General features: G+C 55.5%; 10 protein-coding genes. 5 read left to right on the top strand and 5 right to left on the bottom strand.

Annotated features, from left to right (window positions below):
- Positions 1–49 precede the first annotated feature (49 nt).
- Positions 50–1,402, bottom strand: coding sequence for an Nramp family divalent metal transporter (locus tag DQW50_RS09260; RefSeq protein WP_198664650.1), 1,353 nt, complete (start codon positions 1,400–1,402; stop codon positions 50–52).
- 289 nt (positions 1,403–1,691) lie between these two features.
- Here DQW50_RS09260 and DQW50_RS09255 point away from each other — a divergent pair, with 289 nt between their 5' ends.
- From DQW50_RS09255 to DQW50_RS09245, 3 genes are all read left to right on the top strand, one after another.
- A complete protein-coding gene (locus DQW50_RS09255; RefSeq protein ID WP_112079002.1) occupies positions 1,692–2,111 on the top strand; it encodes a PPC domain-containing DNA-binding protein in 420 nt (139 codons plus the stop codon).
- Positions 2,112–2,121: 10 nt separating this feature from the next.
- Positions 2,122–6,219 carry a DNA-directed DNA polymerase II large subunit gene (locus DQW50_RS09250; RefSeq protein WP_112079001.1) on the top strand — a complete coding sequence of 1,366 codons (4,098 nt, stop codon included), beginning with the start codon at positions 2,122–2,124 and terminating at the stop codon, positions 6,217–6,219.
- Between the two features lie 284 nt (positions 6,220–6,503).
- Entirely contained in the window at positions 6,504–7,109 is a 606-nt protein-coding gene (locus DQW50_RS09245) for a hypothetical protein (RefSeq protein WP_112079000.1), read from the top strand.
- A gap of 68 nt (positions 7,110–7,177) precedes the next feature.
- Here DQW50_RS09245 and DQW50_RS09240 read toward each other — a convergent pair whose 3' ends face one another.
- The 3 genes from DQW50_RS09240 to DQW50_RS09235 form a co-directional block, all read right to left on the bottom strand.
- The gene (locus DQW50_RS09240) at positions 7,178–8,314 is read right to left on the bottom strand and encodes a hypothetical protein (protein ID WP_112078999.1); all 1,137 of its coding nucleotides are present in this window, start codon (positions 8,312–8,314) and stop codon (positions 7,178–7,180) included.
- Positions 8,311–9,003 carry a hypothetical protein gene (locus DQW50_RS17610; RefSeq protein WP_127341327.1) on the bottom strand — a complete coding sequence of 231 codons (693 nt, stop codon included), beginning with the start codon at positions 9,001–9,003 and terminating at the stop codon, positions 8,311–8,313. The genes DQW50_RS09240 and DQW50_RS17610 overlap by 4 nt, the downstream gene beginning before the upstream one ends.
- Before the next feature lie 506 nt (positions 9,004–9,509).
- Complete coding sequence (locus DQW50_RS09235; RefSeq protein WP_112078998.1) at positions 9,510–10,061, bottom strand: hypothetical protein; 552 nt, start codon at positions 10,059–10,061, stop codon at positions 9,510–9,512.
- 163 nt (positions 10,062–10,224) lie between these two features.
- Between DQW50_RS09235 and DQW50_RS09230 the strand changes: the two genes are divergently transcribed.
- Positions 10,225–10,929: a recombinase family protein gene (locus tag DQW50_RS09230; RefSeq protein ID WP_241964386.1), complete on the top strand. Its 705-nt coding sequence runs from the start codon at positions 10,225–10,227 to the stop codon at positions 10,927–10,929.
- Positions 10,930–10,939: 10 nt separating this feature from the next.
- Here the strand turns inward: DQW50_RS09230 and DQW50_RS17605 are convergent, their stop codons facing one another.
- Entirely contained in the window at positions 10,940–11,746 is an 807-nt protein-coding gene (locus tag DQW50_RS17605) for a hypothetical protein (RefSeq protein WP_127341326.1), read from the bottom strand.
- A gap of 55 nt (positions 11,747–11,801) precedes the next feature.
- Here DQW50_RS17605 and DQW50_RS17600 point away from each other — a divergent pair, with 55 nt between their 5' ends.
- Positions 11,802–12,074 (top strand): hypothetical protein, encoded by a 273-nt coding sequence (locus DQW50_RS17600; RefSeq protein ID WP_127341325.1) that lies wholly within the window; start codon positions 11,802–11,804, stop codon positions 12,072–12,074.
- The last annotated feature ends 429 nt before the right edge of the window (positions 12,075–12,503 follow it).

Here is a 12,503-nt window from a genome sequence, read left to right as displayed (position 1 = left end):
CGGTCGGACGCTGATGACGTCGACGGTCAGACGTCGATGACGTCGACGGTCAGACGCCGATGACGTTGAAGGTCTCCAGTGCGCCCATGACCCCGAAGAGGAACACGAGCGCGATAGCCACGACGTAGTAGACCTTCCACGTCGTCGACGGGCGGAACGCCTCGGGGAGGTTCTTCTCGACGACGTACCAGTTCGCCGGATAGAAGAACACCTCGACCATCGCGAGGATCGCCGCGATCCAGACGATGAGCGTCACCGGCAGTTCGCCGATGAGGATGAGCGGCACGACGCTCCCGAGCGCCATCCCCGCGATGACGGTTCGACGCACCAGTTCCGTGTCGACGGTACGGCCTTCCAGCGCCATCGGGAGGATGTCGGAGGTGGCGCGTGACGCGCCGTCGAGGAGGGTGATGACCGTCGAGTACAGCGCTGCGAACGCACCGAGGAGCATCGCCCAGAACGACCACGGACCGAACGACTCGGTGAGGATGTTCCCCAGCGCGACGGCGAGGTTCTCGTCGGTCGGCGGCTCGGGGTACAACACGTTGGACGCGAGCACGATCATCGCGATCGCGAGGATCAGACTGAACCCGTAACCGATGTTGAAGTCCCGCCGGCCGGTCCTGATCCACTGGCGGATGTAGTCGTGATACCGTTCGTCTTCCGGGTCGAGTCCTCGTTCGCGGAGTTCGCTCGTTCCCCCCTCTTTGGCCATGCTCCAGCTCCCGATGAGGATGCTCGTGCTGAAGCCGGTCGGGGCGAACCCGGCGGCAGCGGCGAACAGTCCGACGAACAGCGCACCGGTCAGGTCCGGGACGTTGAACGTCGTCTCGGCGATGACGTCGGTCGACGGCGGACCGACCAACACGCCGATCACGAGCAGGACACCGAGCGAGACGGTAAAGACCAACAGGACCTTTTCGAGCAGGCTGTACCGCGAGACGAGCACCAGCACCGCCGCGACGCCGACGAGCACCGCGTAGGTCTGGATGAAACTCAACGGCGACACGACCATCGCGAGTGCCGTCGTGCTGGCTGCGACCGACGCCGTGATCCCCGTATAGAACACGGTGAAGATGAGAGCCGTCAGCCACAACGCCCAGTTTTTCGGTCCCGGAAGGTCGGTGTAGGCCTCTATCGGGTTCCCGCCGACGCCGTAATTATACCGTATACCCAGTTCCCAGCCGCCGTATTTGACGAGATAGATGAACACGAAGATCCAGACCGCGAACAGTCCGAAGAACCCTCCCAGTGTCGGTGCGAGCACGATGTGGCTTCCGCCGATACTGATGAGCGCCCACAACATCGACGGGCCGAAATGTTCCTTGAAAAACCCCGACCAAGAGCGTTCCGGATACGTCAGATCCGCTTCCGGCGTCCCCGGTTCGGTGTCAGTCGCCATGAGCATCACCCGCTACACTCTGTGTCATCGTTACAACATCATTGACCATTATCGATTCTAGTATAACGGCTTTTGAGGAGAGAACATAAACGGTGTGGTCTATCCCGGTTCGAAAGCGGAGCATCCGTGGGTGATCGGCATTCTATTCGATTTGACATTTCAGTGCTCAGTCGGTTGATGAGACCGTTTCGTGGGGTCCGGCCAGCTCTCTCGGCTCGGGTCGCCCGAGGTCGTGGCCGACCGGGCCGGCGACTGAAGGCTTTTTCTCCCCGGACCGTAATCGGTGTCTATGCAGTACCGCGAAGTCGAACCGACGGCGGAGTACGTCGCGCGGTTCGAGACGGGGGCCGACTGGCGCGAGGAGATCGAGGGCCTCGCCCGCGAGGAGGGCGTCGACGCCGGGTGGTTCTCGGCGCTCGGGGCGGTCCGGGACGCGGAGGTCTGGTTCTACGACCAGGAGGAGACGGAGTACCGATCGGTGACGTTCGACGAGCCGCTGGAGGTCGCCGCCTGCGTCGGCAACGTTTCGCTCCTCGAGGGCGACGTCTTCGCGCACACCCACGCGGTGATGTCGCGGCCGAGCGGACAGGCGCTCGCCGGCCACCTCGACTCGGCGACCGTCTGGACGGGCGAGTGTCACCTCCGGGCGTTCGCCGATCCGCTCGAGCGCGAACACGACCCGGTCACCGACCTCGACCTATGGCTGTGACCCGACGGCGATGAGACCGGCCGACGAGCGCTACTTCGCGCGGCTCGAAGAGCGGCTCGACGAGGCGTTCGAGGTCGCGGAGACCGCGAAGGCCCAGGGGAAGGACCCCGAACCGGAGATCGAGATCCCGGTCGCCCGTGACATGGCCGACCGCGTCGAGAACATCCTCGGGATCGACGGCGTCGCGGAGCGCGTCCGCGAACTCGAAGGCGAGATGTCCCGCGAGGAGGCCGCCCTCGAACTCGTCACCGACTTCGTCGAGGGGAGCGTCGGCGACTACGACTCCCGCGCCGGCAAGATCGAGGGGGCGGTCCGGACCGCCGTGGCGTTGCTCACCGAGGGCGTCGTCGCCGCGCCGATCGAGGGGATCGACCGCGTCGAGCTGTTACAGAACGACGACGGCACCGAGTTCATCAACGTCTACTACGCGGGCCCGATCCGGTCGGCCGGCGGGACCGCACAGGCGCTCTCGGTGCTGGTCGCCGACTACGCGCGGGCGCTCCTGGGGATCGACGAGTACCACGCGCGAACCGAGGAGGTCGAGCGGTACGCCGAAGAGATCGCGCTGTACGACCGCGAGACCGGGCTCCAGTACACGCCGAAGGACGAGGAGTCGAAGTTCATCGCGGAGAACATCCCCATCATGCTCGACGGGGAGGCCACCGGCGACGAGGAGGTCTCCGGCTTTCGCGACCTCGAACGCGTCGACACCAACTCCGCGCGCGGCGGGATGTGTCTCGTCGCTGCCGAGGGGATCGCGTTGAAGGCCCCGAAGATACAGCGGTACACCCGCGACCTCGAGGAGGTCGACTGGCCGTGGCTCCAGGACCTCATCGACGGCACGATCGGGAAGGCCGGCGATGGGGAGGGAACCGCCGCCGGCGACGATGACGCGGACGGCGGGTCGGGCGACGGGAGCGACGGCGACGGGGGTACCGGGAGCGGGGGGACGGGCAACGACGAAGCGGCCGACGACGACGCGACCGGGCCCGCCGGACCGCCCCGCCCGAAGCCCTCTCAGAAGTTCCTGCGGGACCTGATCGCCGGGCGGCCGGTGTTCACGCACCCCTCGGAGGACGGGGGGTTCCGGCTCCGCTACGGCCGCGCGCGGAACCACGGCTTCGCGACCGCGGGCGTCCACCCGGCGACGATGCACCTCGTGGACGACTTCCTCGCGACCGGGACGCAGATCAAGACCGAGCGTCCGGGGAAGGCCGCGGGTGTCGTCCCCGTCGACTCCATCGAGGGGCCGACGGTGAAGCTCGCGAACGGCGAGGTCCGGCGGATCGACGACCCCGAGGAGGCGCTCGCGGTGCGAAACGGCGTGGAGGCGGTCCTCGATCTGGGCGAGTACCTCGTCAACTACGGGGAGTTCGTCGAGAACAACCACCCGCTCGCGCCGGCGTCGTACGTCTACGAGTGGTGGGTTCAGGAGTTCGAGGCCGCCGGCGCGGACGTCCAGGCGCTCGAGGACGACCCCAACGTCGACCTCGAACACCCCGAGCCGGCGGAGGCGCTCGAGTGGGCGGACGGATACGACTGTCCGCTCCACCCCGACTACACCTACCTCTGGCACGACATCAGCGTCGGGGCGTTCGAGGCGCTCGCGGACGCGGTCGCCGACGGCGAGGTCGTCGAGGGCGTGCTGGCGGTCGAACACACCGACCCGGTCGCGCGGGCGCTCGAGACGTTGCTCGTCGAGCACACGGCGACGCCCGACGCGCTCCGGATCCCGACGTGGCGGCCGCTCGCGCGCTCGCTGGGGGTCGACGACGGGCTCCGGAAGGGGTGGGAGACGTTGCCGGCGGCGGCCCGCGAGTGGGACGGCGGCGACAACGCGGTGAAAGCCGTCAACGCGGTCGCACCCTTCGCGGTCCGCGAGCGCGCGCCGGTCCGGATCGGCAACCGGATGGGCCGTCCGGAGAAGTCCGAGAGCCGCGACCTCTCGCCGGCGGTCCACACGCTGTTCCCTATCAACGAGGCGGGCGGCCCGCAACGCGACGTCGCCGAGGCGGCCCGGACGATGGACGACCGCGGGCAGCGCGGCCACCTCGAACTCGAGGTCGCCGACCGGGCGTGTCCCGACTGTGGGACCCACACCTATCGGTCGGCGTGTCCCGACTGCGGCACCCACACCGAGCCCCACTACGAGTGTGGCGGCTGCGGGACCGTCTGTGAGCCCGACGAGGCGGGCCGCGTCGAGTGCCCGCGCTGTGAGTGGGAGGTGACCGCGGCCACCCCCCAGGAGGTCGACCTCAACGACGCCTACCGCTCGGCGATGGACGTCGTCGGCGAGCGCGAGTCGGCCTTCGAGATCCTGAAGGGGGTACAGGGGCTCACCTCGACGAACAAGACGCCCGAGGCCATCGAGAAGGGGGTCCTCCGCGCGAAGAACGGCGTCACCTCGTTCAAGGACGGGACGGTCCGGTACGACATGACCGACCTCCCGGTCACGGCGGTTCGCCCGGAGGAACTCGACGTCACCGCGGACCACTTCCGGGAGCTGGGGTACGAGACGGACGTCGACGGCGATCCGCTCCGTCACGACGACCAGCTGGTCGAGTTGAAGGTCCAGGACGTGGTGCTCTCGGACGGGGCGGCCGAACACATGCTGCGAACGGCCGACTTCGTCGACGACCTCCTCGCGCAGTTCTACGACCTCCCGCGCTTCTACGAGGTGAACGAGCGCGACGACCTCGTCGGCGAGCTCGTCTTCGGGATGGCCCCGCACACGAGCGCGGCGACAGTCGGGCGGGTGATCGGGTTCACGTCAGCCGCGGTCGGATACGCCCACCCGTACTTTCACGCCGCGAAACGGCGGAACTGCTTCCATCCGGAGACGGAGATCGAATATCGGGACGGCTCGGGACGGCATCGCGAGCGGATCGAGGAGTTCGTCGAGGACCGGCTGGAGGACCCACGAACCGACGACTTCGGGACGCTCGTCGAGGAACTCGACGGCGACGTTCTCGTTCCCTCGATCGACGAACGCGGAAATCGGTCGACACGACCCGTAACCGCCGTCTCGAAGCATCGAAGCCAGGACCACCTCGTCCGGATCGAGACGCGACGCGGACGGTCGATCCGCGTGACGCCCGATCACACGATGCTACGGGTCGACGGTGACGGCATCGAACGAGTCGTGGCGAGCGAGCTGGATCCCGGCGATCCGCTTCCGGCGGCCGTTCGTGAACGGACGACAGCAGAGCCCGTCACGGGAACGGCCGCGGACGGCGGTATCGGGACCGACGAGGTCGTCTCGGTGGAACCGCTCGAAAGCGACGTCGACTACACGTACAACCTCACGGTCGCCGACACACACACGTTAATGACAAATAATTTATATATTTCTCAGTGTGACGGCGACGAGGACTGCGTCATGCTCCTCATGGACGGGTTGCTCAACTTCTCGAAGACGTTCTTACCCAACCAGCGAGGTGGAAAGATGGACGCGCCCCTCGTGATGTCCTCGCGGATCGACCCCTCGGAGATCGACGACGAGGCGCACAACATGGACATCGTGCGGCGGTACCCGCTGGAGTTCTACGAGGCGACCCGCGAGATGGCCGATCCGGAGGTCGTCGAAGAGCGGATCCAACTGGGCGAGGACACGCTCGGCACCGACGACGAGTACCGCGGGTTCGACCACACCCACGACACGACGGACATCGCGATGGGGCCGGACCTCTCGGCGTACAAGACGCTCGGCGACATGATGGAGAAGATGGACGCCCAGCTGGAACTGGCGCGGAAGCTCCGCGCGGTCGACGAGACTGACGTCGCGGAGCGCGTCATCGAGTACCACTTCCTGCCCGACATCATCGGGAACCTCCGGGCCTTCTCCCGGCAGGAGACGCGGTGTCTCGACTGCGGCGAGAAGTACCGCCGGATGCCGCTCTCCGGCGACTGCCGGGAGTGTGGCGGCCGGGTGAACCTCACCGTCCACGAGGGCTCCGTGAGCAAGTACGTCGACACCGCCATCGAGGTCGCCGAACGCTTCGGCTGCCGGCCGTACACCAAACAGCGTCTGTACGTGCTCGAGGACGCCCTCGAGTCGATCTTCGAGGACGACACGAACAAGCCCACGACTATTGCGGATTTCATGTAATATACTATATTTCGAGAATATCTGGTAGAATATTTTTATGGTAAGGTAGGTTCAATTCTATATTCTGTATTTCACAGACATACGTCAAAATTCATTCAGCGCCCGCACGACACGTTTTGATACGGGTAAGCCCCTTCCCTAACCATAGTACCTAGAACGGCTTCTAGCGGCCGCACACGACGCCAAAAAGAACGGGGCTAGTTTCTACCCTCCAGTTATATACCCTATACCTCGTGCTCAGGTGCGAGCCTATGTCATGTGGTCCATTCGGCGGTCCTCGACCGATGTTATCGATCGACTGTCTTCTGACGGTCAAGGAATACACGGCAGTACCTTCCCCCACGATCTCGGGAGGGATGTCTGCGGATCGAACCGACGAGTTCCGACAGGCAGCAGAGGAGCATCTTCCGGTTGATGCGTTTACCTTCGATCCGCATCCGGTACAGCCAGATCTCTTTGGTGACGTAATGAAGGCCGAACTAGACACAGATCGGCTCCCACTGAATCAGTATCTTGAGTTTGTTGATGGGTACGCTCGACTACTCGGAGTAGAGGATCGGCGGATCATTAACACAGGAATAGATGCTCGAACGACGATTGAGAACCGTGTTCCTCGCCCGTTGGCTGAAGCTGATGTGGTGGTTGCTATCCTCATTGAGATGGGATATTCTGGAAAAATTACATCTAAGCATCAGCTCAACCCGATTGAGGAGTCGTTACCTTGGGTAGCTGATCTGGTTGTGGGGGAAGATACGATTCAGATCCAACATCACGGTGGACCGAACGACTTCGTTAACGAGCAGGTGTTGGATCTTATTGAAGCGGTTGAAGTCACTTCAGCGCAAATTGAGAATATTGTGGTTACTTGTAAAATTGTTGAGCGGATCTGAGCACAATGATTCTGATAAATACTCCTGTTCGAGTATATTGGTATAATCTCTCATTGTTGCTATTGACATTATTCCTCAGGATCCACAAAATCGGAGAGTGTGCGACCTCCAGTTGCCTTATTCCGTTCCATCTGCGTGAGCAGTTGTTCTTTGAATTCTCTCATGAGCGAATTAAACTCAGTCTGCATCTCTTGCTCCGCAATCTTATCAACAATATTCTGTATTAATTTCTCTTGATCACGTTTCACGGAATGGATAATTCGATACCGCTTCTGTAAGTCATCCTCTGCGTCCTCCTCCAATGAAACAAGCCCACAATCTATTCCGTAATCAAGGAACTTGTTGTACATCATCAAGCACTCCTCTCGCTGATAGTTCTTGAGTTCATATTGGAACAGCTCCCTCCATTCTTCGTAATCGAAATTGTCGTGTCCCTGGCGGTGATGCTGATTAATAATTGTGACAACCATATCTCGCAACTTGAGATACCAGGAAGACGAATATGTGAAATCAATGTACTGCTGATATGGGACTCCTTTCTCGAGCTCATTATTTATGTAATCATTTAGCTCATCATCATTGTGACCGGTGAAGGGAGCGTCCTCTGCTTTCTTAAACACTTTCTGATATATTTGGCATTTATTTCCAGGTGTCGCAAGATTCCACGTAATAACATTCCGTCCGACCTCCTGAGCTTTATAATGGATCTCCATTTCTGGAATTTGTCGGGAGGCCATGACAAATTCATTCATTTTCGGCAGAACACCGATCGTTTGCTTAAGATATTGATCTATATCAACGTTATCTGCCAAATTGTCTTCGATGACCTCTATCTTTTCATCGAAGTTCATCAATTTACTTAGTAGCCGGGAGGTAAGGCGTCGTTCACACTCAACAAATAGAGCAATCTGTTTCGACTGCGACGCAACTAGGACATCGAGATTATGCTCTTTCTCGTGGAATAACGGCTCCGTTCGGATGTATGTGTAATCAATACCATCGCGTTCCTCAAAAGCAGAGATGATGATATTGAAATCATCAGTCTCCTCACGATTTGTGTTGATTTCATTGCTTACCTTCTGTCGATACTCATCAAACAACTTCTCCTCAAGATCTTCTTCTTTTGACTCTACCTTCTCGTCAAACTCCTTACGTTCCTCCTCATTGAGTCGGCCTATTCGAGTTGAAAGGTCTCTGTCTGTCATGCCTCAATTAAATGGGCGTTGGAATCGAAGTTCTCCACAACAAACCGATAAAATCGCATGACAGAATCAAAACTCGAACCATGTTTTGGAAGGACAGACATTTGTCGTCCATCGGTTGTGAGGGAGAACATACCTCCGTTTTCCTCATCAATGACACGACTTGTTAGTAGTAAACTTCCTTTTTCCGCTGATGTATTGTATGGATAGAAATCTTCCTCTTTCAGGCTCGTTATGAGATCATCTGCATCTTCATAATCTAGTCCGTTATTGAGTTTGATTTCAAGCGATTGCTTTTCAAATACTTCTACCCCCTCTTTTTCAATCACGTCAAGCTTTGAGGACTGAATTTGTTCATTCATTTCCGCAACTCTTGAAACTGCCATATCGATAACAATATCGTTGAAAAAGAACTCGGCGTCCCCTTTGTTCATCACAATTCCACCCTCATTTCCAAGCGTGAAACTAGCTTTTGTTGGGATCTCGAACTCTAACTTTGTGGGTGTGATACCGTAATCCATCTTGGCTTCTTCGAGTGTCTGTGCTGCGTCGTCGCCTGAGTACTCTTCTCGTCGTTTGAATTCTGGCCTTCTCTCTTGCTGTGAACGGGCTTCCTGACCAAACTTTTCCCCGATAAATCTCGTTAAGCGGCATCCTTCGATATTTAACACCTCATCGGAGATTGCGTCCATGTCATTGGGTGGTATCCACAGATGGTAGATACCTTCATTCCCAAGAATGACTGGGTTAGCCTTCCGTCTAATATCCTCTGCTGAATTTAAAGTGAAAATAATCGGTGTGCCTGTCTGTTCGTGCTCATAAAGGTAGAGGTGAACCTCGAATTTGCGACGGTATTTTGTATACGAAGTGCTGAGGTGGTGAAACTCACCTTGTTCAGAAACTTCAAATTCAATAGCAAACGCTCTAACAATCTCTTCAGTAGCGAGATTTGACGAGAGACAGATTGCCCGGAAATTATTGCGTCCGTCCTCTCGTACTCGTTCCGTAGCAGACTCTAAAAAGTCCTCGAGTGTTCGCTCGTGAAATTTGGCGGAAGTAGACATTTAGTATCCGGCTTGCTGTCCCTTCTGTTCGAAGACACTTGTGCGTTTATACAAGGAGTATATATGTTTTCGGTCCAATTAGAACTCTTCGTGAGAGACATAGGAACGGGATCAGCCATCTCCAGGATGGCCTATCATACTCTATTAATTGTATCGGCTAGTTTATGTCCATACAACTTGTTTTCCAGAAGTAATCCTTCCAATTTATCTGGCTCCCATTCGCGCAGAAACGAGTAGTAATCCTTCCGGAGGTAATTGAGCATATTCCAAAAGTCCACAAGAGCCTCCTCTCGTTTGTCTTCGGGTACTCTGATGTAAATCGCTGAAAGAACCTTGTTCCCTGAATAGGTCTCCGCAGTATATGTCTTAGGGTCATATTCTTCGAGCATACTAATTGCTCGATTGATCCGATCCTTCGCAGCGGTGTGTCTAGCTTGGTATTTCTCGTTCTCCTTTACGACATCAGGATAGTTTTGGTAGTACTCAGAAATCCCAGGGAGTCGCTGTCCAGCGATAATTAGCTCGTCATTATCTAGGTATTCGACCATCACCGACGTTTCCTGAGTGACGTGATCAACCGAACCAAGCTTTTTGCGGAATACGTAATGCTCATCGGCTAGCTCGCGGTCGTTGAAGCAATGAGCTGATCCGCTCGCTTTGATGGCCAGATTGTCGATGTCCGTCATCGGTGAACCTCTTATCTCTCCAAGAGAGCTATTGGTTGTTATATTTGGTAGAGTTTGTTCGTTGAGATTACTCCTCTAAGCCCGCGTGTGTGACTGGAAGCGGTTCTTGGGGCAAGGGGCCTAGTTCACTCGTGTACCCTTCACGCGCTTTTGTCGCCGTTCTATGCGCGTCTACGACCCTGCTGTTATGTTCCTAGGCCCCTTGCTCGTGACGATGCTAACCGCCTGCTATGTCCGGGTTTCCACTGAAGAGCAGAACCTAGAGAGACAACTCCAAAGTGTACAGTCTTACGCGGAAGAGAAGCTGAATACCGAGCTTAGTGAGCTTCAGATATTCCGAGATAAATCAACTGGTACGGACACATCTCGGTCAGGATATCGAGACATGATGGAGACACTCGAAGGGGAGGATATTGAGCACGTTGTAGTCCATGAAATATCTAGGTTAGCACGTTCACTCCAAGACCTCGAACGAACCGTTTCAAGAATCACTGACAATGGTACAGCGATCCACTTCGTTCGGGATGGTCTCTCATTCGGGGATGGTAAAGAACAGCCGATGAACCGGCTACAGATGCAGATGCTTGGAGCATTCGCTGAGTGGCAGGCTCGGGTCAAGCAAATGAACACGAAGGAGGGGATAGCAGCTCGCCAAGATGAGGATGACTATCACCATGGCAGACCTCCGCTTGGGTTTGAGAAGAATGATGGTCAGTTAATTGAGGGGGAGAACTACGGTCAGGTGTGCGCCGTGCTGGATATGGTTGTAAAAGGAGATCTATCTAAGCGAAAAGCGGCTCAGGAGCTTGATTCGTCTCGGAAAACAATTGATCGAGCGATAGATCGTGGTAGTCTGTATGGTATCTAAAATTTAAGATTCAGTTCTCAGTTACTAGTCTATCGTAAACTTCGGGTTCTAAAAGCTCCCGCAATTCCGGCGTGATATCCTTTCCTACTGCAGATAGTAGTTCATCAACAGAATCATGCTTCTCACGCAACTCCTCTCGAACACTAATAAGATCTTTCAACTGTTGAATATATTCCTCTATTTCTTCAGATAGAAGATCGCGTGCTAGTTCATATATGTCCTCTCTGAGAAGCTGAATTTCTTTCCAGTTTGATTCTATAATATAGAAAGGATAAATACAGACCCCATCAACACCCTCAAAATAATAGTTGAACCAGCGATCGTAATCATCAATATCTAACACGAGCTGGGGCTCTCGGTATTCAAAATCATCTAACCGGAGCTCCCGCTTGTTGATTACATACCACGGACCATCTTCTGTCAGAGAAGACATCCCAATCAGCAAAGGTAGGATATTATGATGCTGAACATAGTGTCTCAATCCAAGTATTATTCGAGTTGATTCTTCTGTTGAGAACTCATCACGACGGTTCTTGACTCGCCCAGTGAATTCTGGATTTGAAGAGGATTGTGCGAGCGTAGTTATTAGACATCTAAAAGTATAGTACCCTGATAGATAGTGGTGTAATTTCCGTTCAGCGTCGTGTAGGTTGGACCTGACAGTAAACCGATGCTGTGATACAGTACCGCCTGGTTCTGGAGAATTCACCTTTTTCAATTCGTTAAGATCAGATTTTAGTGTCTGATATCTCCACTCAAATTTCTGTAGTGATTCAAACACTTCACGTCCAGAAAGTTCTCTTGGGCGAATAGACATGGCGTTAAATTTGTCCCATTGATACTTAAAACACGAGTTTAAATTGAACCAATAGATGGCTCAGATCAGAGAAAGCAGATTTGCTATTATGGAGGTTAGTGACGAAGATGCTGATTTGATAGACCTAGCAGGTGAAGGTGGAGTAATTGTTGAAACAGAACACGAATTCTATTCTGATGAGCTTGAAAAACAAATTGATGAATTAGATGCAGGTGATGTAATTAGAGGGAAAATACAGGGTGAAGATGTGCTGCAACCAAACGCAATTTGGAGATTTTTGGAATTTGATGTTATCGGGCACGACCCCGGTTGGATCCGAGACGGGTAACAATTTGACCCCATAGTATTTGATATAAAGAAGCACTATTTCGCACAGGCTGTGCGGAAACCGTCGTTTTCGTCCAAAGATTGTGTTCCTGCTGATCCTCTAAGTACTGTGTCTAACGGCCTATTCACACAAATTTGAATAATATCTGCTGGAACGTGACTCCTATTTTTTAAATTGGAACAATCTATTGATTGTGATCAGCAGGATAGTGTTCACCGGTTATCTCAAAATTTTTGAGTCTCCTGACTCTCTAGTTGTGCCCAACCCGGCTGATTTTTAACCTCATAGCGTACACTGTTTTGATATGAGCGCGGATTTCGATGAGAAAGTCCTCTACGATGTCTGTAAGTGGATGCGGAACGACCAAATGATAATCAGTACCTCACAAAGCATCCTCGGCTAGCTGTTTCTGAAGCCTGAGTTCCACGG

Source organism: Halorubrum sp. 48-1-W, assembly GCF_003287355.1.
In the GTDB taxonomy this organism is placed as follows: Archaea; Halobacteriota; Halobacteria; order Halobacteriales; family Haloferacaceae; genus Halorubrum.
The sequence above is the reverse complement of the archived record's forward strand: the minus strand, read 5'-3'. Positions and strand labels throughout refer to the sequence as shown.